Annotated in this window: 24 protein-coding genes and 1 other RNA gene; 7 read left to right on the forward strand and 18 right to left on the reverse strand. The window is 61.2% G+C overall.

Annotation, left to right across the window (positions count from 1 at the left end):
* Positions 1–72: 72 nt before the first annotated feature.
* The 16 genes from ftsA to rsmI form a co-directional block, all read right to left on the reverse strand.
* Positions 73–1,335, reverse strand: a complete 1,263-nt coding sequence (ftsA, locus tag ACTJLA_RS02255) for a cell division protein FtsA (protein WP_003188682.1) — start codon at positions 1,333–1,335, stop codon at positions 73–75.
* 15 nt (positions 1,336–1,350) lie between these two features.
* Positions 1,351–2,220 carry a cell division protein FtsQ/DivIB gene (locus ACTJLA_RS02260; protein ID WP_019816943.1) on the reverse strand — a complete coding sequence of 290 codons (870 nt, stop codon included), beginning with the start codon at positions 2,218–2,220 and terminating at the stop codon, positions 1,351–1,353.
* Between the two features lie 4 nt (positions 2,221–2,224).
* On the reverse strand, positions 2,225–3,181 hold the full coding sequence (locus ACTJLA_RS02265) for a D-alanine--D-alanine ligase (protein ID WP_072447110.1): 957 nt from the start codon (positions 3,179–3,181) through the stop codon (positions 2,225–2,227).
* A complete protein-coding gene (gene murC / locus ACTJLA_RS02270) occupies positions 3,178–4,626 on the reverse strand; it encodes a UDP-N-acetylmuramate--L-alanine ligase (RefSeq protein WP_003188677.1) in 1,449 nt (482 codons plus the stop codon). The genes ACTJLA_RS02265 and murC overlap by 4 nt, the downstream gene beginning before the upstream one ends.
* Positions 4,619–5,689 (reverse strand): undecaprenyldiphospho-muramoylpentapeptide beta-N-acetylglucosaminyltransferase, encoded by a 1,071-nt coding sequence (gene murG / locus ACTJLA_RS02275; RefSeq protein WP_200582730.1) that lies wholly within the window; start codon positions 5,687–5,689, stop codon positions 4,619–4,621. The genes murC and murG overlap by 8 nt, the downstream gene beginning before the upstream one ends.
* Entirely contained in the window at positions 5,679–6,902 is a 1,224-nt protein-coding gene (gene ftsW, locus ACTJLA_RS02280) for a putative lipid II flippase FtsW (protein ID WP_003188673.1), read from the reverse strand. Before ftsW ends, murG begins: the two co-directional genes overlap by 11 nt.
* Entirely contained in the window at positions 6,899–8,245 is a 1,347-nt protein-coding gene (murD, locus tag ACTJLA_RS02285) for a UDP-N-acetylmuramoyl-L-alanine--D-glutamate ligase (RefSeq protein WP_200582729.1), read from the reverse strand. Before murD ends, ftsW begins: the two co-directional genes overlap by 4 nt.
* A gap of 6 nt (positions 8,246–8,251) precedes the next feature.
* Positions 8,252–9,334, reverse strand: a complete 1,083-nt coding sequence (gene mraY / locus ACTJLA_RS02290) for a phospho-N-acetylmuramoyl-pentapeptide-transferase (RefSeq protein WP_003188670.1) — start codon at positions 9,332–9,334, stop codon at positions 8,252–8,254.
* Positions 9,334–10,704, reverse strand: coding sequence for a UDP-N-acetylmuramoyl-tripeptide--D-alanyl-D-alanine ligase (locus ACTJLA_RS02295; protein ID WP_057976881.1), 1,371 nt, complete (start codon positions 10,702–10,704; stop codon positions 9,334–9,336). Before ACTJLA_RS02295 ends, mraY begins: the two co-directional genes overlap by 1 nt.
* Positions 10,697–12,160: a UDP-N-acetylmuramoyl-L-alanyl-D-glutamate--2,6-diaminopimelate ligase gene (locus ACTJLA_RS02300; RefSeq protein WP_054919287.1), complete on the reverse strand. Its 1,464-nt coding sequence runs from the start codon at positions 12,158–12,160 to the stop codon at positions 10,697–10,699. Before ACTJLA_RS02300 ends, ACTJLA_RS02295 begins: the two co-directional genes overlap by 8 nt.
* Positions 12,160–13,902, reverse strand: coding sequence for a peptidoglycan D,D-transpeptidase FtsI family protein (locus ACTJLA_RS02305; protein WP_019816949.1), 1,743 nt, complete (start codon positions 13,900–13,902; stop codon positions 12,160–12,162). The genes ACTJLA_RS02300 and ACTJLA_RS02305 overlap by 1 nt, the downstream gene beginning before the upstream one ends.
* Positions 13,902–14,195, reverse strand: coding sequence for a cell division protein FtsL (gene ftsL / locus ACTJLA_RS02310; protein WP_003188663.1), 294 nt, complete (start codon positions 14,193–14,195; stop codon positions 13,902–13,904). The genes ACTJLA_RS02305 and ftsL overlap by 1 nt, the downstream gene beginning before the upstream one ends.
* The gene (gene rsmH, locus ACTJLA_RS02315) at positions 14,192–15,139 is read right to left on the reverse strand and encodes a 16S rRNA (cytosine(1402)-N(4))-methyltransferase RsmH (protein WP_440840633.1); all 948 of its coding nucleotides are present in this window, start codon (positions 15,137–15,139) and stop codon (positions 14,192–14,194) included. Before rsmH ends, ftsL begins: the two co-directional genes overlap by 4 nt.
* Positions 15,136–15,591 (reverse strand): division/cell wall cluster transcriptional repressor MraZ, encoded by a 456-nt coding sequence (gene mraZ / locus ACTJLA_RS02320; RefSeq protein WP_440840634.1) that lies wholly within the window; start codon positions 15,589–15,591, stop codon positions 15,136–15,138. Before mraZ ends, rsmH begins: the two co-directional genes overlap by 4 nt.
* A gap of 355 nt (positions 15,592–15,946) precedes the next feature.
* Positions 15,947–16,300: RNase P RNA component class A (gene rnpB, locus ACTJLA_RS02325), an RNA gene on the reverse strand.
* 96 nt (positions 16,301–16,396) lie between these two features.
* On the reverse strand, positions 16,397–17,302 hold the full coding sequence (rsmI, locus tag ACTJLA_RS02330; protein ID WP_087149550.1) for a 16S rRNA (cytidine(1402)-2'-O)-methyltransferase: 906 nt from the start codon (positions 17,300–17,302) through the stop codon (positions 16,397–16,399).
* 176 nt (positions 17,303–17,478) lie between these two features.
* On the opposite strand from rsmI, the gene ACTJLA_RS02335 reads away from it, so the two are divergent.
* From ACTJLA_RS02335 to ACTJLA_RS02350, 4 genes are all read left to right on the forward strand, one after another.
* Complete coding sequence (locus ACTJLA_RS02335; RefSeq protein ID WP_054919296.1) at positions 17,479–19,290, forward strand: penicillin-binding protein activator; 1,812 nt, start codon at positions 17,479–17,481, stop codon at positions 19,288–19,290.
* The gene (locus tag ACTJLA_RS02340) at positions 19,290–19,661 is read left to right on the forward strand and encodes a YraN family protein (protein WP_440840635.1); all 372 of its coding nucleotides are present in this window, start codon (positions 19,290–19,292) and stop codon (positions 19,659–19,661) included. The genes ACTJLA_RS02335 and ACTJLA_RS02340 overlap by 1 nt, the downstream gene beginning before the upstream one ends.
* A 93-nt stretch (positions 19,662–19,754) precedes the next feature.
* The gene (locus ACTJLA_RS02345) at positions 19,755–20,348 is read left to right on the forward strand and encodes a phosphoheptose isomerase (RefSeq protein ID WP_007904374.1); all 594 of its coding nucleotides are present in this window, start codon (positions 19,755–19,757) and stop codon (positions 20,346–20,348) included.
* Complete coding sequence (locus tag ACTJLA_RS02350; RefSeq protein WP_003188655.1) at positions 20,345–20,926, forward strand: BON domain-containing protein; 582 nt, start codon at positions 20,345–20,347, stop codon at positions 20,924–20,926. Before ACTJLA_RS02345 ends, ACTJLA_RS02350 begins: the two co-directional genes overlap by 4 nt.
* A 202-nt stretch (positions 20,927–21,128) precedes the next feature.
* Here ACTJLA_RS02350 and ACTJLA_RS02355 read toward each other — a convergent pair whose 3' ends face one another.
* Positions 21,129–21,899: an OmpA family lipoprotein gene (locus tag ACTJLA_RS02355; RefSeq protein ID WP_019816951.1), complete on the reverse strand. Its 771-nt coding sequence runs from the start codon at positions 21,897–21,899 to the stop codon at positions 21,129–21,131.
* A 178-nt stretch (positions 21,900–22,077) separates the two neighbouring features.
* Positions 22,078–22,722 carry an MBL fold metallo-hydrolase gene (locus ACTJLA_RS02360; protein ID WP_034126333.1) on the reverse strand — a complete coding sequence of 215 codons (645 nt, stop codon included), beginning with the start codon at positions 22,720–22,722 and terminating at the stop codon, positions 22,078–22,080.
* Positions 22,723–22,877: 155 nt separating this feature from the next.
* Here ACTJLA_RS02360 and ACTJLA_RS02365 point away from each other — a divergent pair, with 155 nt between their 5' ends.
* The 3 genes from ACTJLA_RS02365 to ACTJLA_RS02375 are packed head-to-tail and all read left to right on the forward strand — an operon-like array spanning position 22,878 to position 25,739.
* On the forward strand, positions 22,878–23,468 hold the full coding sequence (locus tag ACTJLA_RS02365) for a paraquat-inducible protein A (RefSeq protein WP_057976879.1): 591 nt from the start codon (positions 22,878–22,880) through the stop codon (positions 23,466–23,468).
* Positions 23,465–24,109: a paraquat-inducible protein A gene (locus tag ACTJLA_RS02370; RefSeq protein ID WP_054919304.1), complete on the forward strand. Its 645-nt coding sequence runs from the start codon at positions 23,465–23,467 to the stop codon at positions 24,107–24,109. Before ACTJLA_RS02365 ends, ACTJLA_RS02370 begins: the two co-directional genes overlap by 4 nt.
* Entirely contained in the window at positions 24,090–25,739 is a 1,650-nt protein-coding gene (locus ACTJLA_RS02375; RefSeq protein WP_054897006.1) for a PqiB family protein, read from the forward strand. Before ACTJLA_RS02370 ends, ACTJLA_RS02375 begins: the two co-directional genes overlap by 20 nt.
* The last annotated feature ends 9 nt before the right edge of the window (positions 25,740–25,748 follow it).

The raw sequence follows: 25,748 nt of genomic DNA on the forward strand, positions 1-25,748 counted from the left end.
CCCTCTCCTTTCATTTTCTCTAGTTTTTTCGCCTACTGCTTATTGCGGGTGTTGCGGTGTCGCGGTAAATCTTTAGAAATTGCCTTTTACCCAAGCCTGCAGCCGCTCGAACAATGGCGCTTTCGCCTCGTCGTCGCTGCGGTAGCTGTCACGGATGCTCGGGCCCGACAGGGAAATGCCGTCGGTCTGCTTTTGCAGCCCGTACAACAGCAAGCCCACACCGGTGGAATAAATCGGGTTACGCACCACGTCGCCCAGGCCCTTCACGCCATGGGGCACGCCCAGGCGCACCGGCATGTGGAAGATCTCTTCGGCCAACTCGACCGCGCCTTCCATCTTCGAGGTGCCACCGGTCAGCACGATGCCGGCCGGGATCAAATCTTCGTAGCCGCTGCGGCGCAGTTCAGCCTGGATCAGGGTGAAAAGTTCGTCGTAGCGTGGCTCGACCACTTCGGCCAGGGCCTGGCGCGACAGCTCGCGAGGTGGACGATCACCCACGCTTGGCACCTTGATGGTCTCGCCGGCACCGGCCAGCTTGGCCAGGGCGCAGGCGTAGCGGATCTTGATTTCTTCGGCGTACTGGGTCGGTGTGCGCAGCGCCATGGCGATGTCGTTGGTGACCTGGTCGCCGGCAATCGGGATCACGGCGGTGTGACGGATCGCACCCTCGGTGAAGATCGCGATGTCGGTGGTGCCGCCGCCAATGTCCACCAGGCACACGCCCAGTTCTTTTTCGTCGTCGGTCAGGACCGAGTAGGCCGAGGCCAACTGCTCGAGAATGATGTCGTCGATTTCCAGGCCGCAGCGGCGCACGCATTTTTCAATGTTCTGTGCGGCGTTGACGGCGCAGGTCACCACGTGGACCTTGGCTTCCAGGCGAACGCCCGACATGCCCAGGGGCTCGCGCACGCCTTCCTGGTTGTCGATCACGTAGTCCTGCGGCAGGGTGTGCAGCACGCGCTGGTCCGCCGGGATCGCCACGGCCTGGGCAGCGTCGAGGACGCGCTCAAGGTCGGCCGAGCTGACTTCACGGTCGCGGATCGCCACGATGCCGTGGGAGTTCAGGCTGCGGATGTGGTTGCCAGCCACGCCGACGAACGCCGAGTGAATCCGGCAACCGGCCATCAGCTGCGCTTCTTCGATGGCGCGCTGGATCGATTGCACGGTGGACTCGATGTTCACCACCACGCCCTTCTTCAGGCCCCGGGACGGATGCGTGCCAATACCGACGATTTCGATCGCGCCGTCTTCCCCGACCTCGCCCACCAGCGCCACCACCTTGGAGGTGCCGATATCGAGACCGACGATCATTTTGCCGCTTTGCACGTTTGCCATGGGTCCTGCCTCTTCTTAATTCTTCGCGACAGCGGGTTGTGCTGCCGTGGGCGCAGCCGGTGTACGCCAGCCGACGGCCAGGCCGTTGGCGTAACGCAGGTCGACGCTCGCAATGTTCGTAATCTGTTCTTTCAAGGTTTTTTCATAGATGGCAATAAAGCGGCGCATCTTTTCCACCAAGCGGTCGCGTCCCAGCAACAACTCGATGCCCGGGCCGGAACTGCCTGCCCCGGTCGTCAAAAACCAGCTGCCCCGCTCACGCAATTCCAGGCGTGCAATGGAGAAGCCCAGTGGCCGCAGCATCTGGCTCAAGGCCTGGTACTGCTGCATCACTTGCTGCTGCGCCCGCTGCGGCCCGAACAGCTGCGGCAGGTGTTCATAGTTGGCCAGCTCACGCGGAGTGAACGCCTGGCCCTGGTTGTTCAACAGCGCTTCATCGCCCCAACGGGCCACGGGCAGTTGTTCTTCCAGGCGAATCGTGACCTGGTCCGGCCATACTCGGCGAACTTCGGCGTGGGCGATCCACGGCATCTGTTCCAGCTCCGAGCGCATGCCGGCCAGGTCGATGGTAAAGAAGCTCGCCGCCAGGTATGGGCCGATGCGCTGCTGTACCGCTTGCTGGCTGATGTAGCTCAAGTCGCCCTGCACGCTGATCTTGGTGATCGGCCGGTCGGCATACGGCAACAGACGCTGCGCGCCTTCGTACGTGCCAAAGCCCAGCACCACCAGCAGCACCGGCCAGAACAGCGCCTTGATAAAACCGAAGTTGGCTTTTGGCAGGCGCGCCGACATCGGCTCTTTAGCCACCATTCGGCTTGCACCCCGTGGCACCGGCTTGCGGCTCGGTGCTTGTGGGGGCTGATGACGAAGCGATGCGCCGTTCATGTGTTTAGCCTCTTGGCTCAATGCTGTCGGCCAGGATCGCCAGCACTAACTGCTGGAAATCCAGACCGGCGGCACGGGCTGCCATGGGAACCAGGCTGTGGTCGGTCATGCCCGGTGCGGTGTTGACTTCAAGGAACCAGAAATTCCCTTGGTCATCCTGCATCACGTCTGCCCGCGCCCAACCGGCGATACCCAGCGCCTCACAGGCTTTCGCCGTGAGGTCCATCAATTCCTGTTCCTTGGTTGCTTCGAGCCCACACGGGATCCGGTACTGAGTATCGGAAGCCAGGTACTTGGCGTCGTAGTCATAAAAGGTGTGGGGCGTGCCCAAAGCGATGGGCGGCAATACCTGGCCACGCAGGGTGGCGATGGTGTACTCGGGACCGGAAATCCACTGTTCCACCAACACTTGCGAATCGTAGGTACTTGCCGCTTTCCATGCGTCGATCAATTCGGCGGCCGAGTTCACTTTGGCCATGCCGATACTGGAGCCTTCATGGGCTGGTTTGACGATCAAAGGCAGGCCCAGTTCCTTGGCCGCAGAAATACAATCGTCTTCACTGCACAGTACGGCGTGACGTGGGGTCGGAATGCCCAGGCTGTGCCACACCTGCTTGGTGCGCAACTTGTCCATCGCCAAGGCCGACGCGAGGATGCCGCTGCCGGTGTAAGGGATGCCGGCGCATTCGAGCAGGCCCTGCATGCTGCCGTCTTCACCGCCGCGGCCGTGAAGAATGAGAAAGGCACGGTCGATCTTCTCGGCCTGCAGGCGGGCAAGGAAGTCATCGCCCACATCGATACCGAACGCGTTCACGCCAGCACTTTGCAGCGCCTCAAGCACCGCATTGCCGGACTTGAGCGACACTTCGCGCTCGGCGCTCTTGCCGCCGAACAACACGGCCACGCGACCGAAGTCGGCAGGCTCAAGGGTGGAAAACAGGGAGCCGTAATCAGTGGTCATTTCGACTTCCCCTTGGCGGCGGCTGCAAACAGCGGGCTCGCCAGCAATTTGGGCGCAAGGCCACCGATATCACCGGCCCCCTGGCACAGCAGGATGTCACCAGCACGCAACAGCGGCTTGACGATAGGCGCCAGGTCCACACCACGCTCGATGTAGATCGGGTCCAACTGGCCGCGCTGGCGGATGCTGTTGCACAGCTTGCGGCTGTCAGCGCCCGGGATCGGTTCTTCACCGGCCGGGTAGACTTCCATCAGCAGCAGCACGTTGGCATCGGCCAGTACATTGACGAAATCGTCGTACAGGTCGCGGGTGCGGCTGTAGCGGTGCGGCTGGTACACCATCACCAGCCGGCGCTCCGGCCAACCACCGCGCACGGCCTTGATAACGGCCGCAACTTCGGTCGGGTGGTGCCCGTAGTCGTCCACCAGCATCACGTCACCGCCTTCGACCGGCAGTTGGCCGTAGACCTGGAAGCGACGGCCCACACCGGCAAAGCGCGACAGGCCCTCGACGATGGCTTCATCGCTGACGCCTTCATCGGTGGCAATGCAGATGGTCGCCAAAGAGTTCAGCACGTTGTGATTGCCCGGCATGTTCACCGACACGTCCAGAGGCTCGCGATCGGGGCGCAGCACGGTGAAGAAGGTTTGCATGCCTTCCTGGCGCACATTGATTGCGCGCACGTCGGCGTCTTCGCTGAAGCCGTAGGTCACGGTAGGGCGTTTGACCTGGGGCAGGATTTCACGCACCACCGGGTCGTCCAGGCACACCACCGCCAACCCGTAGAACGGCAGGTTGTGCAGGAAGTCGACGAAGGTTTTCTTCAACTTGTTGAAGTCGCCGTCGTAGGTCGCCATGTGGTCTTCGTCGATGTTGGTGACGACGGCAACCAGCGGTTGCAGGTGCAGGAAGCTCGCGTCACTTTCATCGGCTTCGGCGATCAGGTAGCGACTGGTGCCCAGCTGGGCATTGGTGCCAGCTGCATTCAAGCGGCCACCGATGACGAAGGTCGGGTCCAGGCCACCGGCGGCGAACACCGAGGCGATCAGGCTGGTGGTGGTGGTCTTGCCATGGGTACCGGCCACGGCGATGCCGTGGCGATAGCGCATCAGCTCGGCAAGCATCTCGGCACGCGGTACCACAGGGATACGGCGCTCAAGGGCGGTCGCCACTTCCGGGTTGGACGTGTTCACGGCGCTGGACACCACCAGCACGTCAGCCTCGGCGGCGTTCTCGGCACGGTGGCCGATGAAGATCTGTGCGCCAAAGGACTTCAGGCGCTCGGTGACCGGCGACTCTTTCAAGTCCGAGCCGGACACCTGGTAGCCCAGGTTCAGCAACACTTCGGCAATCCCGCACATGCCCACGCCACCGATACCGACGAAGTGAATACGACGGATGCGGCGCATCTCGGGTTGCGGCATGGCTTTCTGATTCTCAACCATGGGCCACCTCCAGGCAGATATCGACCACGGTGCGGGTTGCGTCAGGTTTGGCCAGGCGGCTTGCGGTGCTCGCCATGCTGTTGAGTCGTTCCGGTTGCATCAAAACCTCGGTCAGGCGTGCGGCCAAATCGGCGGCGCCAGTCGTTCTTTGCGGCAGCAGGAAGGCAGCGCCCTCCCCGGCCAAATATTCGGCGTTGCGGGTCTGGTGATCGTCGATGGCGTGGGGCAAAGGCACCAGCAAGGACGGCAGACCGGCGGCCGCCAGTTCACTGACGGTCAGCGCACCAGCGCGGCAGACCACCAGGTCGGCCCAGCCATAGGCTTGGGCCATGTCTTTGATGAAGGGCTGTACATTGGCCTCTACACCGGCCTCGCGATAACGCACGGCGGTGACTTCATCGTGGTTCTTGCCGGCCTGGTGGAAGATCTCCGGGCGCACATCCTCAGGAAGTTGCGCAACGGCTTCAGGCAGCAATTTATTCAGTGGCTCGGCACCCAGGCTTCCGCCCAGGATCAGCAGGTGAGCCTTGCGCCCCGCCAGCGCGTCACGCGCAATGGCCATGAACAGTTCGGTACGCACCGGATTACCGGTGGTGCGAAGCTTGTCGGAGGCGGCGAAGGTTTTCGGAAAGGCTTCACACACCCGCGCGGCCAATGGCACCAGCAGGCGGTTGGCGGTACCGGCGACGGCGTTCTGTTCATGGACGATCACCGGCACGCCCGCGAGTTTCGCCGCAACGCCACCAGGGCCGGTCACATAACCACCAAAGCCAAGCACACACACCGGCTTCAACTCGCGAATGATCTTGCGCGCCTGCATGACCGCCTTGAGCAACACGAACGGCGCCTTGAGCAATGACAACTTGCTCTTGCCGCGCAACCCGGTGACGTTGATCAAATGCAGCGGCAAACCGGCATTGGGCACCAATTCGTTTTCGATGCCACGGGGCGTACCCAGCCAGTGCACGGTGTAGCCACGGTTCTGGAATTCACGGGCGCAGGCCAGGGCTGGGAACACATGCCCCCCGGTACCGCCCGCCATGATCAGCACGTTAGCGCCCATGAGTCGGCTCCTCGGCGAAGTCGCTCTCGCTGAACTCCATCTCTTCGCTGCCCAGGTGGGTGCGACTCTCCCACTCGATACGCAGCAACAACCCGAGACAGGCGCAGCAAATCACCAACGAGCTGCCGCCGTAACTGAGGAACGGCAAGGTCAGGCCCTTGGTCGGCAGCAGGCCGACGTTCACACCGATGTTGATCAGGAACTGGCCGATCCACAGGAAGGCCAACCCATAGGCAACGTAGGCCGCGAAGAACTGCTTGGCCTTCTCTGCCCACAAGCCGATGTACATGGCGCGCACACAGACGAATACAAACAGTGCCACGGTGCACAGCGAACCCACCACACCCAACTCTTCGGCCAATACCGAGAACACGAAGTCGGTGTGGGCTTCCGGCAGGTAGAACTGCTTCTGCACACTGTTGCCCAGGCCCACACCCAGCCACTCGCCTCGACCGAAGGCAATCAGCGCCTGGGTCAACTGGTAGCCGGAGCCGAACTGGTCGGACCAGGGGTCGGTAAAGGTGATCAAACGCGCCATCCGATAGGGTTGCGCCTGTACCAGAATGGTCACGGCCGCCACCGCCAGCACCACCATCAAGGTGAAGCGGAACAGCCCTACCCCACCCAGGAACAGCATCGCGGCGGCGGCGCCCATCATCACGACCGTGGCCCCGAAGTCGGGCTCCATCAGCAGCAGGCCAGCCATGGGCAGCAGCACGATGAACGGCTTGAAGAAGCCCATCCAGCTTTCGCGTACTTCTTTCTGACGGCGCACCAGGTAACCGGCGAGGTAGATCACCACGAACACCTTGGCGATTTCCGAAGGCTGCACGTTGAACGCGCCGAAGCCGATCCAGCGCATCGAACCGTTCACCTCGCGGCCAATGCCCGGGACGATCACCATGACCAGCAAGCCGAACGCACCGATCAGCATCAGCCAACCCAGACGCTGCCAGGTGGCAATCGGAATCATCATGGTGACGATGCAGGCGCCCAGGCCGATCACCAGGTACACCAGGTGGCGGATCATCATGTACAGCGTGTTGCCCGACTGCACGGCAGCCACTTCGGAGGACGCCGAAGTGATCATCACCAGGCCCAGGCCGAGCAGCGCCAGGCAACCGGCGAGCATAGGGAAATCAAGGTCAATGCCGCGCCCGGTAATGATCGGCGACGGGTATGGCTTGATGATGTTTCTCAGGTTGAGGCTCATGCCAAAGCCTCCACGGCGCGGGCGAACAGTTGGCCGCGCTCTTCATAGTTCTTGAACATGTCGAAGCTGGCGCACGCGGGCGACAGCAACACCGCATCGCCAGGCTGGGCCAGGGCTTTGCTCTGGGCAATGGCATCATCCAGGGAAGCTGCGCGTACTTGCGGTACAGCGTCACCGAGGGCGGCGGCGATCAGGTCCGAATCGCGGCCCATCAGCACCACGGCGCGGCAATGGGCGGCGACTGGCGCTTTAAGGTCCTTGAAGTCGGCGCCCTTGCCATCACCACCGGCGATCAGCACCAGCTTGCCGTCGATATCGGCACCCAGGCCTTCGATGGCCGCCAGGGCTGCACCGACGTTGGTGGCTTTGGAGTCGTTGTAATAGCTGACGTCATTGAGGTCGCGCACCCACTGGCAGCGATGCTCAAGCCCGGCAAACGTGCGCAGGCTGGCGAGCATGGCGTCGAATGGCAGGCCAACCGCGTGACCGAGTGCCAAGGCCGCCAGGGCATTGGACTGGTTGTGTGCGCCACGGATTTTCAGTTCGCGTACCGGCATCAGGTTCTGGAATTCGAACGCCAGGTACTTCTCGCCGTTCTCTTCACGAATGCCGAAGCCTTTGAAGTCCGGTTTGCCCAAACCGAAGGTCCAGCAGGGCATGCCCTCGCCCATCAGCGGACGGCTCAGGGCATCCTGGCGGTTGACGACAAATTGCCTGGCGCCCCGGAAGATTCGGTGCTTGGCCAGGTGATAAGCCGGCAGGCCGCTGTAGCGGTCCATATGGTCTTCGCTGACGTTCAATACCGTCGCCACTTCAGCGCCCAGGTCGTGGGTGGTTTCCAGCTGGAAGCTCGACAATTCCATCACATACAGCTCGACGTTGTCGCTGAGCAGGTCCAGAGCCGGCACGCCAAGATTGCCGCCGACGGCCACACGCTTGCCCGCCGCCGCTGCCATCTCGCCGACCAGAGTGGTAACGGTGCTTTTGGCGTTGGAACCGCTGATGGCCACGATCGGCGCCTTCGCGTTGCGTGCGAACAGGTCGATATCGCCGGACAGCTTCACGCCACGGGCCGCAGCTGCTTGCAGGGCCGGTGTCGCCAGGGCCAGGCCCGGGCTCACGTAGAGCTCGTCGGCACGACACAGAAACTCGACATCCAGCTCGCCACAACGCACTTCCACGTGCGGGTAGTCACGGCGCAGCGTGACCAGCTCCGGTGGATTTTCCCGCGTATCGGCCACGGCAAACGACGTGCCCCGGTTCGCCAGGAAGCGAACCAGGGACATGCCGCTCTTGCCGAGGCCGACAACGATGCGGAAGTGGTCTGAAGCGATCAAGGACACTCGTTTCTACCTCAGTTTCAGGGTGGCAAGGCCGACCAGTACCAGAATCACGGTGATGATCCAGAAGCGGACAATCACGCGTGGCTCAGGCCAGCCCTTGAGTTCAAAGTGGTGGTGAATCGGCGCCATGCGGAACACACGACGCCCGGTCAACTTGAAGGACGCCACCTGGATGACCACCGACAGAGTTTCCATCACGAACACACCACCCATGATGAACAGCACGATTTCCTGGCGAACGATCACCGCGATGGTGCCCAAGGCTGCGCCCAGCGCCAGTGCGCCGACGTCGCCCATGAAGACTTGTGCCGGGTAGGTGTTGAACCACAGGAACCCCAGGCCGGCACCGATCAAGGCGCCGCAGAACACGATCAACTCACCGGCGCCCGGTACATAGGGAATCAGCAGGTATTCAGCGAACTTCACGTTACCCGAGAGGTAGCAGAAGATGCCGAGCGCACCGCCCACCATCACCGTCGGCATGATCGCCAGGCCGTCGAGGCCGTCGGTCAGGTTCACCGCGTTGCTGGAGCCGACGATCACGAAGTAGGTCAGCACCACAAAGCCCACACCCAGCGGGATGCTCACATCCTTGAGCATCGGGATGATCAAGGTGGTTTCCACGGCACTTGGCGCGGTGGTGTACAGGAAGATCGCCGCAGCGAGGCCGAACACCGACTGCCAGAAATACTTCCAGCGGCTTGGCAGCCCCTTGGAGTTTTTCTCGATCACTTTGCGGTAGTCATCCACCCAGCCGATGGCACCGAACAGCAGGGTCACCAGCAACACCACCCACACGTAGCGGTTATGCAGGTCGGCCCAGAGCAAGGTGCTGACGCCGATGGACGACAGGATCAGCGCACCGCCCATGGTCGGCGTGCCGGACTTGGACAGGTGCGACTGCGGGCCGTCGTTACGAACCGATTGACCAATTTGCAGGTTCTGCAGGGTGCGGATCATCCACGGCCCCAGGAACAGTGACAAAGACAGCGCGGTCAGCACACCCAGGATCCCGCGCAGGGTCAGGTACTGGAAGACCGCGAAGCCTTTGTGGAACTGTTGCAGATACTCAGCCAGCAGCAGCAGCATTAATGTTTCTCCGTACTTGAGCCACACAAGGCTGCGACGACGTTTTCCATCACCGCGCTGCGCGATCCCTTGATCAAAATGGTTGTGTGTTTGTCATGTTCAGCCGCCGTCAACGCCTGGATCAGCTCGGCCTGGCTCGGGAAATGCCGCGCGCCAGGGCCGAAAGCGTTGACCGCATGGGCCATGTTTGTGCCAACGGCGTAGAGCGCGTCCACTTTGCCGGCGGCATAGGCGCCGACTTCACGGTGGCCCTGTTCAGCCCAATCGCCCAATTCGCCGATATCACCCAGCACCAGCACCTTGCGCCCATCAAAGCCTTTGAGCAGGTCCACAGCGGCATTGATGGAGGACGGGTTGGCGTTGTAAGTGTCATCAATCACGCGCATGCCGTTGCCAGCCAGTTGCGCCACGGTGCGGCCCTTGACCGGCTGCACCGCGCCCAGGCCGGTGGCAATACCGAACAGCGACACACCCAGGGCATGGGCGGCAGCGGCGGCGGCCAAGGCGTTGGCGACGTTGTGGTTGCCCAGCAGGTTCAACTGCACGTGCTCATCACCTTGCGGGGTGTGCAAGGTGAAGGACGGGCAGCCACGGGCATCGACATTGATGTTGGAGGCGTGAAAATCGGCTGCAGCATTCAGCACTGCAAACGTCAGGACCTTGCGACCGGCGGCGCGTACACGCCAGGTCTCGAACGCCTTGTCATCCAGGTTCAGTACCGCAGTGCCCGAGGCGTCGAGGCCCTCAAGGATTTCGCCCTTGGCTTCGACGATTTTTTCCGGGCCGCCGAACTCACCGACATGGGCGGTACCGGCGTTGTTGATGATCGCCACGTGAGGCTGGGTCAGCGCCACGGTGTAGGCGATTTCGCCGATGCGCGAAGCCCCCAGTTCAATCACTGCCGCCGTGTGTTCCGGGGCCAGTTCGAGCAGGGTCAGCGGTGCGCCGAAATCATTGTTCAGGTTGCCACGGGTCGCGAGTACCGGCCCGCGCGTACGCAAGACGCCAGCAAGCAGTTCCTTGACCGTGGTCTTGCCGCTGGAACCGGTAATGGCCGCCACCGGCTTATCAAAAGCAGCACGGTTAAGCGCACCCAGTTGGCCCAGGGCCAGGCGGGTGTCGGCTACCAGCAATTGCGGCAAGGCAGAATCGGCCACTTCACGCTGCACCAAGGCACCGACGGCACCTTTGGCGGCAACGTCGTTGAGGTAGTCGTGACCATCGAAACGCGGGCCGGCCAGGGCGACAAACAGCTGCCCCGGCTGGATGTTACGACTGTCGATACTGACGCCGGTGAATGTGCAGTCGCTCGACAGCACACGGGCCGACAGGGCCTGGGCCAGTTCGCTGAACGTCATCGCCTTAAGCATGGGCGACCTCCCAGGCGGTCAGGGCGTGATCCGCCTCGACCAGATCGGAGAAGGCATGGCGTTCACCGTTGATTTCCTGATAGTCCTCGTGACCTTTACCCGCGAGCACCACTACGTCGTCCGCGCCGGCACTGGCGATCAACTGGGCAATGGCGGCGCCGCGACCAGCCACAAAAGTGACGTTGGAGGCGTCTTTGAAACCGACACGGATGTCGTCGAAAATCTGGCTCGGGTCTTCGCTGCGCGGGTTATCGTCGGTGACGAGTACGCCATCGGCCAAGCGCTCGACAATTTCGGCCATCAACGGGCGCTTGCCGCGATCGCGATCACCGCCGCAACCGAACAGGCAAAGCAGTTTGCCTTTGGCATGTGGGCGCAGCGCTTCGAGGACTTTTTCCAGGGCATCCGGGGTGTGGGCGTAATCGACCACCACCAACGGTTGCGTGCCGCCACCCAGGCGCTGCATGCGACCGGCCGGGCCTTCCAGCTTCGGCAATACCCGCAGGATTTCATCCAGGGCGTAGTCCAGGCCCAGCAGTGCACCGATAGCGGCGAGCACGTTGCTCAGGTTGAACCGCCCGAGCAAGGTGCTGCGCAAGTGGTGCTCGCCCTGCGGCGTCACCAATGTGGCGCGCACGCCTTCATCATTGAATTGGGCTTCGCGGCAATACAGGTAGGCACTGGCATCTTGCAGGCTATAGCTGATCAGGCGCGCATCGCTCCCTTCGCCCGCCAGTTGGCGGCCGAATGCGTCGTCGAGGTTGACCACCCGGCACTTCAGGTCATTCCAGGCAAACAGCTTGGCCTTGGCGGCGGCGTACGCCTCCATGGTGCCGTGGTAGTCGAGGTGATCGCGGGACAGGTTGGTCATCACGGCCACGTCAAAAGCCAGTGCGGTGACACGCCCTTGGTCCAGGCCATGGGAAGACACTTCCATGGCTACCGCCTTGGCGCCGGCCTTTTTCAGGTCGGCCAGGGTCGCTTGTACGGCAATCGGGTTTGGCGTGGTGTGCAGGCCGCTTTGCAGCGCGCCATAGAAACCGGTGCCCAGGGTGCCGACGATGCCGCAGTGCTGACCCAGCAGGTCCAAAGCCTGGGCAACCAACTGGGTCACACTGGTCTTGCCGTTGGTGCCAGTCACGCCCACCAGGTTGAGTTGACGGCTCGGGTCACCGTAGAAACGCCCGGCGATGTCGGACAACTGCGCTGCCAGGCCCTTGACCGGAATCAACGGCACATCGGTGATCGGCAACACGGTGGCGCCTTCCACTTCATAGGCGACCGCAGCCGCACCGCGTTGCAGGGCATCGGCGATATGCGCACGGCCATCGAGCTTGCCGCCAGGTACCGCCAGGAACAGGTCACCGGCGCGTACATTACGGCTATCCAGCGTCAGCTCACGAATCAGCAGATCGTGGCCGGCATGGGCAAAAATCTTGTTCAGGCTAAGAGACATCAGCCGCGCCCTCCATTGGCTTTAACAGCGGCAGCCGGTGGACCAGCGTTGGCTTGTTGCGTCGGCGGCAGGTTGTCCGGCGTGATATTCATCAAGCGCAGGGTGCCGGACATCACTTTGCTGAACACCGGCGCCGAAACCAGGCCACCGAAGTAGCCGGCTTTACTAGGCTCGTCGATGACCACGACGATGGCATAGCGTGGGTCGCTCATCGGGCCGAAGCCGGCGAACAACGAACGGTAGGAGTTTTCGGCATAGCCCTTGGTGCCCACCGAGGTCTTACGCGCCGTACCGGACTTGCCAGCAACGTGGTACGCCGGCACCTGGGCGCGGAATACGCCACGCGGTGCCTCGATCACTTGTTGCAGCATGCCTTGCATGGTCTTGGCGACGTTCTCCGGGATCACTTGGGTGGCTTTTGGCGCTTCGTCGACGTGGATCAGGCTCAGCGGAACCATACGGCCGTTATTGGCCAATACCGAGAACGCGTGGGCCAACTGGATGGCGGTCACCGACAGGCCGTAGCCATAGGAAAGCGTGGCAGTCTCGGCTTTTCTCCACTCGCGGTAGTTCGGCAGGTTACCGACCCGCTCGCCCGGGAAGTCGAGGCCGGTGGGTTGCCCCAGGCCGATCTTTTGCGCCAGGTGATAGATGGTCTCGCCGCCGATATCGAAAGCAACCTTGCTCATGCCGACGTTACTGGAGTTGATCAGGATGCCGGTCAGGTCCAGCACTGGCCCCTCGGTGCGGGACACGTCACGAATGGTGTACTTGCCCAACTGCAAGGTGCCTGGGTAAACCTCGACCTTGTCGCTGGGTTTCCAGCGGCCGGTTTCCAGGGCAGCGCTCATGGAGATGGCTTTCATGGTCGAACCGGGTTCGAACACGTCGATCATCGCTCGGTTACGCATCATCGCCGGCTGCAGGTTGCGGCGGTTGTTCGGGTTGTAGGTGGGCTGGTTGACCATGGCGAGGATCTCGCCCGTTTTCACATCCATGATCACCAGGCTGCCGGCCTTGGCGCCGTTCTCGATGATCGCGTTACGCAGTTCGCGGTTGGCCAGATATTGCAGGCGCAAATCGATCGACAACGCCAGAGGCTTGCCGGCCTTGGCGTTCTTGGTGACCTGGACGTCCTTGATCAGTCTGCCGCGCCGATCCTTGATGACCTGACGCTTGCCCGGAACCCCGGCCAGCCATTCGTCATAGGCCAGTTCGACCCCTTCGCGGCCGTGGTCATCGATGTCGGTAAAGCCGACCATATGCGCGGTGGTTTCACCGGCCGGGTAGAAACGACGAAACTCCTCGATGCCGTAGACACCGGGGATTTTAAGGTCGAGCACTTGCTGGCCTTGCTCAGGGGTAAGCCCGCGCACCAGGTAGATGAATTCTTTGTTGGCCTGGGCTTCCAGGCGCTCGGTCAGGGCCTTGCGGTCTTGCCCCAGGGCAGCGGCCAGTTCAGGCCACTTGTCCTTGGCAACTTGCAGTTCCTTGGCGTTGGCCCACAGGGTCGTCACCGGGGTACTGACGGCCAGAGGCTCGCCGTTACGGTCGGTGATCAGGCCGCGGTGCGCAGGAATCGGGATGTGCCGCAGGCTGCGGGCGTCACCCTGGCCGATCAGGAAGTCGCGGTCGACGACCTGCAGGTCGAAGATGCGCCAGACGATCGCGCCCACCATCAATGCCAGCAAGCCGAGCATCAGGCGAAAGCGCCATGGGTAGAGTGCCCCTTCGAGTTTCATCATGGCGCCACCATGCGAACTTCAGCCGCGCCTGGGATGTGCATCTTCAACTGTTCGGTAGCCAGCACTTCGATACGGCTGTGGGCCGTCCAGGTGCTTTGCTCAAGAATCAACCGGCCCCATTCTGCCTGGGCTTTGTCGCGCACGCTCAATTCCCCGTAAAGGGTATTGAGCAACTGACGGTTCCAGTGGGCGCTGTAGGACACCGCTATCGCGGACACCAGCACGCCGACAAACAGCAGCAACATAAAGAAGCTGCCGCCCGGGAGGGGCTTGGCGAAAAGCTTGCTCACCGCAATTTCTCCGCAACACGCATGACGGCGCTACGGGAACGTGGGTTGGCCTTGAGTTCGGCTTCGGAAGCGAACTGCGCTTTGCCATGGATTTTGATTTTCGGCACGAAGGCTTCGAAACGCACCGGCAGGTTACGCGGCAGGTTATCGGACTCGCCCTTGACCAGGCGACGCATGAACAGTTTGACGATGCGGTCTTCCAGGGAGTGGAAGCTGATCACCACCAGGCGACCGCCCACTTCCAAAGCATCCAGAGCGGCTTCGAGGCCGGCTTCCAGATCGCCCAATTCGTTGTTGACGTGGATACGCAGGCCCTGGAACGCGCGGGTAGCCGGGTTCTTGCCCTTTTCCCAGGCAGGGTTGGCCACTTTCAGCACTTCGGCCAGGTCAGCGGTGCGTTCGAACGACTGGATTTCGCGGCGCTCGACCACGGCACGCGCCATTCGACCGGCGAAGCGCTCTTCACCGTATTCCTTGAACACACGGGCGATTTCTTCTACCGGCGCGGTGGCGATGAATTGTGCGGCACTGACCCCACGGGTAGGGTCCATGCGCATGTCGAGGGGGCCGTCGTTCATGAAGCTGAAGCCGCGCTCCGGGTCATCGAGCTGTGGCGAAGACACGCCCAGGTCGAGCAGAACCCCGGCCACCTTGCCCGCCATGCCGCGTTCGCCGACTTCGGCCCCCAGCTCGGCAAAGCTGCGCTGCACAACGACAAAGCGGCCGTCTTCGGCCGCTAGCGCTTGCCCGGTGGCAATCGCTTGAGGGTCTTTGTCGAACCCAAGGAGTTTGCCGTCGGACCCGAGCTGGCTGAGTATCAACCGGCTATGCCCGCCCCTGCCGAATGTGCCATCGACATAGCAGCCATCGGCACGTACGGCGAGAGCCTCGACGGCTTCGTCAAGCAGTACGGTGATGTGGTTAAAGCCGCTATCAATAGTCACAGGATCAAATCACGCAGTTCATCAGGCATGGCGCCCGGTTGTTGAATAGCAGCCAGGTCCGCTGCAGACACAGCATCCCAGGCATCTTCGTCCCACAATTGGAACTTGTTCAGTTGGCCTACCAGCATTGCGCGCTTGTCGAGCCTGGCGTACCCGCGCAGTCGCGGCGGCACCAGGAAACGACCGCTGCCATCGAGTTCAAGGTCGACGGCATTACCGATCAGCAAACGCTGGAGGCGGCGGTTTTCTTCACGCAATGAAGGCAGCGCGCGCAACTTGGTTTCAATCAACTCCCACTCATCGAGAGGGTAAACACACAAACAGGGGTCAACGGCGTCAATCGTGATGATTAACTGCCCTGAACTTCGCGAAATGAGCTCGTCACGATACCGGCTCGGCATGGCGAGACGGCCTTTTGCATCGAGACTGATAGCGTTAGCTCCGCGAAACACAGATGCGTTTCTCCAAATTTTAGCGTTTTACGTTCAAAAAACCCACTTTGTGCCACTTTCCGCCACTTGCGCACACTATAGGAATGCGCCCACCACACCGTCAAGGCGCGTATTCAAGGAAAAGCCTTACAGAACGGAGATTTAGGAGTGCAAAAGGAGGAGAAACGAGAGTTTGGCGATGTTTTTGACTCAACAACGGCATATAGCTCAGAGAGCTAAAGGCTAAAGTTAAAGTAATTTATTAAGAGTAAGATTTTTTTGGTATTACGAAGATGCATCTGCCAATGATTTGGCAGGGAGGGATTCTTGCGTTACTACCGGGTTTGCGCACGAGATTCGAACGCAAGGAAAAAAGGTGGAGAGTCGATCTGTAAGCCGGGTTCTGTCTTGAACAGTCATTCGTCTACGATGGCCATCACTGGACATCTTTAGCAACCTACCCGGTCCCAGCGCGGGCCACGCCTTGGGACCCTATTTGGTCTTGCTCCAAGTGGGGTTTACCTAGCCACGAACTGTTGCCAGTCGTGCGGTGCGCTCTTACCGCACCTTTTCACCCTTACCGGCACCGAAGTGCTTAGGCGGTTATTTTCTGTGGCACTTTCCGTAGGCTCACGCCTCCCAGGCATTACCTGGCACTTCGCCCTATGGAGCCCGGACTTTCCTCCCCCCCCTAATTTTCATAGAGGGCAGCGACTGTCCAATCGACTCTCCGCCGCGCAGGTTAACGGCACGGCGGCTTGAGGACAAGTATTAAAAGTGCGGCATTGCCATCACGTTCAGACGAACTACAGATTTGCCCCTGGAACTATTCGGCCTTCTGCTTATCGAGCGCGACCTGATACAACACGTTCTTGCGCACGCCGGTAATTTCCGCTGCCAGGGCGGCGGCGCGCTTGAGTGGCATTTCCTTGAGCAACAAATCGAGGACGCGCATGGCCTCGCTGCCCACCGCATCTTCATTCTCCGGCGCGGTCCAGCCTGCTACCAGCACCACACATTCACCACGTTGTTGATTGCTGTCGCCCTCGACAAACGCTCGCAGCTCCTCCAGCGGCAGCCCCTTGAGGGTTTCGAAGGTCTTGGTCAACTCTCGGGCCAGCAAGGCCAGGCGCTCACCGCCGAACACCAGCTCCATGTCTTGCAGGCATTCCAGGATGCGATGCGGTGCCTCATAGAAGATCAAGGTGCGCGGTTCTTCTTTAAGTGCCTGCAGACGCGCCCGTCGCCCTACGGCCTTGGCGGGCAGGAAGCCTTCGAAGATAAAGCGGTCCGAGGGCAACCCGGCAGCCGATAATGCAGCAATCAGCGCGCAGGCTCCCGGAACAGGCACTACATTGATACCTGCGGCACGGGCCTGGCGGACCAAGTGGTAACCAGGATCGGAAATCAGGGGCGTGCCCGCGTCGGAAATCAGCGCGACGTCATCACCCGCCAAAAGACGTGTGATAAAGCGGCTACCCTCTTCACGTTCGTTGTGTTCGTGGCAGGCCGCTAATGGCGTGCTGATACCAAAATGCTGCATCAACCGTTGGGAGTGCCGCGTGTCTTCTGCCGCGATCAATTTCACCTCGCGCAACACTTTCAGCGCCCGGGCACTGATGTCGTCCAGGTTGCCAATGGGCGTCGCCACCACAAAAAGCGAGCCAGCAGTGGAATTCAAAAGACCTGGAGCAGTCAAAGCGCACACCTCGATGGTTGGCAAAAGCCACATTGTAGCGCGTAGACGCCTTGAAAATATGCCATCACGGCCGATGCCGTTTCAGCCACCATTAGCTAAACACAACATTTGCACGACCTAAATCCACGGTTTAACGCCATGAACATCGCGCCTGGGCCAGTGCTTGGGTACACTTCCACGCTAATTTGATCGGTATCAGGAACACTTACATGATCGCTTGCCTGCGGCTGCTCTCCGCCCTCTGCCTCGCTGCCTTGCTGGCTGCTTGCGCCAGTTCGCCCTCCTCCAGTCTTGGCGAACTGCCACGCACGCCCGATGCCAGTATCGAGCAACTGCTCGAACAGGCGACGAACGCCAAGACGCCAGAAAAAGCCGCGTTGCTGCGCCTGAGCGCGGCGGACCTGGCTTACCAGCAGAACAACCCCGGCCGCTCCTCGCAGATCCTTGCGCAAGTGCCCCTGGACGCCCTGAAGCCAGCCGCGCAAGTATTTGCCAGCACCCTGGCCGCAGAACTGGCCATGGGGCGCAACCAGCCCAAGGCGGCTTTGGCAGCGCTGAACCACCCCAGCCTGCAAAGCCTGAAGGAACTGCCGACCGACCAGCAGATCCGCACCGGTACCGTACATGCACGTGCCTATGAAGCCGATGGGCAGACCCTCGCCGCCGCTCGCGAGCGGGTGTCCATGGCGCCCCTGCTGACAGGTGAGGCTGCCAACAGCAACCACGAGGCCATCTGGGTATTGATTGCCGCGTTGCCAGCCGAACAGCTGCAAGCCACTGGCAACCCGACACTCGATGGCTGGATCACCCTGGCCCAGGCGGTCAAGGGCGCCGGTACGCTGGAGCAACAACAAGCCGCCATCGACACCTGGCGCGCACAGAACCCGGGCCACCCGGCTGCAGTGCAACTGCCAGCGCCGCTGACCAAGCTCAAGGAACTGGCCAGCCAGCCCCTGAACAAGATCGCCCTGCTGCTGCCGCAGGAAGGGCCGCTGGCGGCTGTGGGCAAAGCGCTGCGCGAAGGCTTCATGGCGGCTCACTACCAGGCTGAACAAGCCGGGCAGAAGCCACCGGTCATCGAGTTCTATGACAGCTCGCGCCTGGGCTCCCTCGACGACTTCTACGCCAAGGCCCAGGCCGCCGGCGTGCAACTGGTGGTCGGCCCGCTGGAAAAACCGCTGGTCAAGCAACTCAGCGCACGCCCGCAGCTGCCGATCACCACCCTCGCCCTGAACTACAGCGAGACCGATCAAGGCCCGGCGCAGTTGTTCCAGTTCGGCCTGGCCGCTGAAGACGAAGCCCGCGAAGTGTCGCGCCGTGCACGTGCCGACGGCCTGCACCGTGCCGCCGCCATGGTGCCCCGTGGCGAATGGGGCGAGCGCGTCTACAAAGCGTTCCGCCAGGATTGGGAAGCCAATGGCGGCACTGTCATGGGCGTTGAATATGTCGATCAGCCTGTTGCCCTGGCCCAGCAGATCGCCGATCTGTTCCAACTGCGCAAGAGCGAAGGCCGCGCCAAGAGCCTGCAAAGCACAGTAGGCACCGACGTAGCCGCCCAGCCTTCGCGTCGCCAGGACATCGAGTTCATCTTCCTGGCTGTCACGCCACAACTGGCCCAGCAGATCAAGCCGACCCTGAACTTCCAATACGCCGGCGATGTGCCGGTGTACGCAACCTCCCACGTGTTCAGTGCCAGCGGTGACCGTAACCAGTACCTGGACATGACCAACGTGATGTTCTGCGAAACCCCCTGGTTGCTCAACACCACCGACCCACTGCGCAACCAGGTTGCGGCGCAATGGCCGCAAGCCAATGGCAGCCTGGGCCGCCTCTACGCAATGGGCGTCGATGCCTACCGCCTGGCACCACGCCTGGGCCAGCTCAAGGCACTGCCTGACACCCGTGTCGACGGCCTCTCGGGCAACCTGGGCATCAGCGCCAACCAGCGCGTGGACCGCCAGATGCCGTGGGCGAAGTTCGTCGGCGGCGAAATACAGCGCCTGCCCGATACCCCACGCTGATGCCCCAGCGGTCCAGCGCACAAAGCGGCAAGGATGCCGAACTGCATGCGCTCGATTACCTGCAACAACAGGGTCTGCGCCTTCTGGCGCAGAACTGGTTATGTAAACGCGGCGAGCTTGATCTGGTCATGCTTGACGGCGATACAGTAGTATTCGTCGAAGTCCGCTACAGAAAACACGCACAATGGGGTGGCGCGCTCGCCAGTATCGACGGGCGCAAGCGTCAAAAGCTGATACTCGCTGCGCAGTTTTTTCTGCAAAAAGAGCATCGCTGGGCTGACTGCCCCTGCCGTTTCGATGTGGTTGCCATGGAAAGCACCCCGTCAGGCACAGCTGATCTGACCTGGCTCAAAAATGCCTTCGACAGCTGATTCGCCGGGCACCTTCACCACTCATTTTTGCTCTTTGCTTTGCGGGCTGCACATTACCTGTGCCAAACAGCCGCGCTACTTAAGGTCACACAGATGGACATGCAATCCCGAATTCGCCAGCTTTTCCAGGCCAGCATCGACACCAAGCAACAGGCGATGGACGTACTTGCACCGCACATCGAGCAAGCCAGCCAGGTGATGGTCAATGCCTTGCTCAACGAAGGCAAAATGCTTTCGTGCGGCAATGGCGGTTCGGCTGGCGATGCCCAGCATTTTTCCTCCGAGCTGCTCAACCGTTTCGAACGTGAGCGCCCGAGCCTGCCGGCTATTGCCTTGACCACCGACTCGTCGACGATCACCTCGATTGCCAACGACTACAGCTACAACGAAATCTTCTCCAAGCAAATCCGCGCCCTCGGCCAACCGGGCGATGTATTGCTGGCGATTTCCACCAGCGGCAACTCGGCAAATATTATTCAAGCGATCCAGGCCGCACATGATCGCGAAATGATTGTCGTAGCCTTGACCGGTCGCGACGGCGGCGGCATGGCTTCGCTGCTGCTGCCAGAGGACGTGGAGATTCGCGTCCCGGCCAATGTCACTGCACGTATCCAAGAAGTTCATCTGCTGGCGATCCACTGCCTGTGCGATCTGATCGACAGCCAACTGTTCGGGAGTGAAGAATGACCGTTAATCGCCTCAGTCTTTTGGCCATTACGCTGTGCGTCGCCATCAGCGGCTGCAGCTCGGCTATCACCGCTACACGGGACACCCCTATTCAGGACGACCGGGGCACGCGCACCTTCGGCAGCACCATTGATGATTCGCTGATCGAAACCAAGGTTAAGGTCAACGTCGCCAAGGCTGCTACCGACCTGGGCAACGGTGCCTCGCGCATCGTGGTGACCAGCTTCAACGGCGTGGTCCTGCTGGCAGGCCAAACACCCCGCGCCGATCTCAAGGCCCAGGCCGAGCAAGCCGCTGCCGGCGTGCAACGCGTCAAGAAGGTCCACAACGAACTGCAGGTCATGGACCCGATCACTCTGCTGGCCATCAGCAACGATGCCTTGCTGACCACCAAGATCAAGGCCCAGATGCTGACCGACAGTGCAGTGCCAGGCTCGCGAATCAAGATCGTCACCGATAACGGCATCGTCTACATGATGGGCCTGCTGACCCAGGCAGAAGCCACCCGCGCCGCCAACCTGGTGCAAGGTGTGTCGGGCGTACAGAAGATCGTCAAGGTATTTGAATACATCGACTGATGTAGATCGAAGCTGCCTGATCGTTCCCACGCTCTGCGTGGGAACGCATCCCGTGACGCTCCGCGTCACCCCACAAGCCTCGACTTTTGCGCCATCAGTGGGACGCGGAGCGTCCGAGCGGGCATTCCCAGGCAGAGCGTGGGAACGATCAAAAAAGGGCGCCGTGCATTGACTGCACGGCGCCCTTTTTAGTGCCCAGGGTTTACTGGTATTGCTGGTACGGATTGCCCTGGAACTGGTTGTTCTGCTGTGGCGCCTGCTGCTGACCAGGCTGGCCGTATTGCTGGCCAGGGATCGGGCCGAGGTTGACTTCGACGCGACGGTTCTGCGCACGGCCATTCACGTCGGCGTTGCTGGCAATCGGGTTATCCGGACCGGCACCGCGTGCGCTCAGGTTGGCACCATTGACGCCTTGGGAGGTCAGGTAGTTGGCCACGCTCTGCGCACGGCGCTGGGACAGGTCCATATTCAGTTGGCGGCTACCGGTGCTGTCGGTGTAGCCAACGATCTGGATGGTGTTCTGGTTGAACTGCTTGAGAGAGTTGGCCAGGTTGTTCAGCGGCTGGTAGAAGCTGCTGGAGATCGCGTCCGAGTTGGTGGCGAAGGTAATGTTGCCCGGCATGATCAGCTTGATCTGGTCACCCTGGCGCTGCACCTCGACCCCGGTGTTCGCCATGCTTTCACGCAGCTTTTTCTCTTGCTGGTCAGCGTAGTAGCCATAGCCCGCCGCACCGGCACCCGCAACGACTGCGCCAATCAGCGCGCCCTTGCCACGGTTGTTATGGTCGATGGCCGCACCGGCCAATGCACCAGCCAGCGCACCGAGGCCGCCGTACTTGGCGGTTTTGCTCATGCCGCTTTCGGAACCATTGCTGGCCTGTCCCTGGCTGCCGTCATAAGGGTTAGGTGAGGCGCAGCCAGACAACAGGGCTACGGCGGTAGCGACAACAAGCAGACGACGCGGAGTGAACATGAAGGAAGCTCCTACTTTTGCATTCTGTGATGCAGAGGACATTGGCAATGGACCTGTGCCGAGTTTGGAACGCGACAAACGGCAAAAATTCCGTGGAGGGGAGCGTAAAGCATAGCTGTCTTTGGCTCGGGCCTGTGTCTGTGTGTCTGTACCGGTTTGTATCAGAGCCGACAACCCATCACGCACGCACGAAAGGATTCTCCCGCATCTCATCGCCCAGCAACGTATCCGGCCCATGCCCAGTGACCACCGTCGCGCCCTCGTCCAGCGTATACAAGCGCTGCTTGATCGACCGCACGATCGTCGCCTGGTCGCCGCCCCATAAGTCCGTGCGCCCTACGCCGCGACGAAACAAGGTATCGCCGGCGATCAACAGCTTGGCGTCGGCGAACCAGAAACTCATCGAGCCCGGCGTATGCCCTGGGGTGTGCAAGGCTACGCCACAGCCGCAGGCCAGTTCTTCGTCATGCTCCAGCCAGCGATCCGGCGACGGTACCGGGACGTAGGGCACGCGAAACATCTGGCATTGCATTTCCAGGTTGTCCCATAGAAATTGATCATCTTTGTGCAGATGCAGCGTGGCGCCGGTCTTTTCTTTCAATTGGCCGGAGGCGAGGAAATGATCGAGGTGAGCATGGGTGTGGATAATGCTCACCACCTTCAGTCCCAGCGCATCAAGGCGCGCCAGGATCAACTCGTGATTGCCACCGGGGTCGACCACGATGGCTTTTTTAGTGATCGGGTCGCCAATGATGGTGCAGTTGCACTGCAACGGGCCGACGGGAAAGGTTTCGCGAATCAACGGTTGTTTTTCAATAGTCATGGGTGTCCTGCAAGCTCTCTGGCGCGTTCCAAGTGCAGTATGGTGTAGCTTGGCCCTGCTCTGGAAGGAGTCGATTACGCGGTCCATCCGCTGCTAAGCTACGCAAGCGCCATTGAAATCCCCTGCTGCAGTCAGTCGCATTTGGAGCAACACCCATGGCGAATCAACAGATCATCTGCGAACACTGCGACTGCGTGTACGAGAAAGTCACGCTCGCCAAACATCAAAAAGCCCTGTGTGTGCGTTGTTCTGGCGTGCTGCAGCGCTATAACGGCCTGTCGGTGCAGCAACGCCTCGCCCTGACGGTGACCGCCGCAGTGCTGTGGACCTTTGCGAACTTTTATCCGGTGATGAGCATCAGCCTGCAGGGCTTGAAAAACAGCGCGACGCTCTGGGATTCAGTCGTTGCATTGAGCCTGGGGCCGATTACGTTCATTGCTTTGGTCGCGGCGATTTCCATCATTATCGCGCCGGTGTTTCAGCTGCTGTTGCTGATCTGGGTGCTGAGTTTCGCGTTGGCCGGCAAGCGCTCGCCGGCATTCAAGCTGTGCATGCGCTGGCTCGAAGCACTCCGGCCCTGGAGCATGCTGGAGGTGTGCCTGCTGGGCGCGATGGTCGCGGTCTTCAAGCTGGCCGGCATGCTGGATGTGATCCCTGGCACCGGCCTGTTCGCCTTGGCCGCCCTGAGCCTGTTGCTGATCCGCATTGCCGGGCGCGATGTACGCGACCTGTGGGACACCGTATGAATTCACCACCCACCGCCCGCGAGCTGAACCTGTGCCTGTGCCATACCTGCGGCCAGCCCTGCGACATGCGCCGTGAGCCCACCGAGTGCGATCGCTGTGGCGCCGCACTGCATCGGCGCAAGGTGCAGTCCCTGACCCGAACCTGGGCCTACATGCTCACCGCCCTCGCCTTTTATGTCCCGGCCAACTTACTGCCGGTGATGAACACCACCATGCTCGGCTCGGGCGCAGACAGCACCATCATGAGTGGCGTGCTGGAGTTCTGGCAGCATGGCGCCTGGGACATTGCGCTGATCATTTTCATCGCCAGCATTGCCGTGCCGGGTATCAAGTTCCTGTCGCTGGGGCTGCTGCTGGTCACCGTGCAGCGTAATAGCCAGTGGGCGCGCAAGGAGCGTTCAAAGCTGTTTCGGTTTATCGAACTGATCGGCTACTGGTCGATGCTCGATGTCATCGTGGTTGCCCTGGTGGCCGCGCTGGTGAAGTTTCAAGCCCTAGGCACGATCGAACCGCGCCTGGGCATTCTGTTTTTTGGCCTGGTGGTCGTGTTTACGATGCTGGCGGCCATGAGTTTTGATCCCCGGCTAATCTGGGAAAATCCACATAACGAGGAGACCTCGGATGAGCTCATCCAAGGCTGACACCCCTGCGGGGCAACCCGTGATCAAGACGCGTCGTTTCAGTGTCTCGCTGGTCTGGATCGTGCCGATTGTCGCCGTACTGGTGGGGATCTCGCTGGTGATTCACAGCGTCATGCAACAAGGGCCGACCATCGTCCTCAACTTCAAGACCGGCAGCGGGCTGGTTGCCAACAAAACCGAGGTCAAATACCGCAACGTGGTGATCGGCCAGGTAACCGCCGTGGCCCTGAGTGATGACCAGAAAAGCGTCAATGCCACCGTCGAGCTGGTCAAACAGGCCGAAAGTTTCACCCGCGAAGATTCAAAATTCTGGGTGGTGCGCCCGCGCATCGGCGCAGGCGGCGTGTCGGGCATCGACACGTTGTTGTCCGGCGACTACATCGGCGCAGACATTGGCCAGTCCGAGACTCGCGCCAAACACTTCACCGGCTTGGAAAACCCGCCGCCCATCACCTACGGCGAGCCGGGCAAGCGCTTCACCCTGCACACCCAGGCCTTGGGCTCCCTGGATATCGGCTCCCCCGTCTATTACCGCAAGATCCCGGTGGGCCAGGTAGTGGCCTATGAGCTGGACAACGAGGGCAAGGGCGTGAATGTCGAAATCTTCGTGCATGCGCCCAATGATGTGTACATCACTGAGAACACGCGTTTCTGGAATGCCAGCGGCGTCGACTTGAGCGTCGGTGCCAATGGCTTCGCGCTGAAAACCGAATCCTTGTCCTCCATGTTGATGGGCGGGATCGCCTTCCAGGCGCCGCCCTACAACCCCAATGACAAACCGGCCGAAGAAAGTCGCAGCTTTGACTTGTTCGAAGACCAGCAAAGCGCCCTCGCCCCGCCCAACGGCAAGGGGCAATACATGGTCCTGCGCTTCGATCAGGCCCTGCGTGGGCTGAAAGTCGACGCGCCGGTGGAGTTCCTCGGCGTCGAGTTCGGCAGGGTTGTATCGATCAACCTGGATTTCGATGCGAAGAAACGCACTTTCCCGGTCAATGTCGGCATCGTGATCTACCCGCAACTGCTCGGCGAGGCCCACACCAAGTTGCTCAAGGCCATGAACAATAACCCTGACGATGAGGCAGCCGGCGTACGCCTGATCGGCACCTTCATCGAAAACGGCCTGCGCGCCCAGGCCCGCAGCGGTAACTTGCTGACCGGCCAGCTGTACATCGCCCTGGACTTCTACCCCAAGGCCGAGAAAGTCGCGTTCGACCCGAACCAGCGCCCCGTGGGCATCCCCACGATCCCGGGCAACCTGGAACAACTGCAAGAGAAGTTCGAAGGCATCGTCAACAAGATCAGCCAACTGCCTGTCGAGCGCATTGCCGGCAACCTCGACGCCAGCCTGGTCGAACTGCGCAAGGGCCTGGCGCAATTCAACGCCAAGACGCTGCCGGGTGTGCAGACGACCTTGGCCGACGTGAGCAAGACCCTGCAATCGGCCAGTTCAACCTTGGCCGAAGACTCGCCGCAGCGTGAACAACTGACCCAGACCCTCGACGAGTTGGGGCGCATGTCGCGCTCCCTGCGCGAGCTTTCGGATTACCTGGGCCGGCATCCGGAGTCGCTGATTCGCGGCCGCCCCGATAACGCCGCACCGACGGACCTGCAAGGGCCACCCCGCAAATGACCATTGGAG

The organism is Pseudomonas sp. 22072 (assembly GCF_052046095.1).
Taxonomy (GTDB): Bacteria; Pseudomonadota; Gammaproteobacteria; order Pseudomonadales; family Pseudomonadaceae; genus Aquipseudomonas; species Aquipseudomonas paracarnis.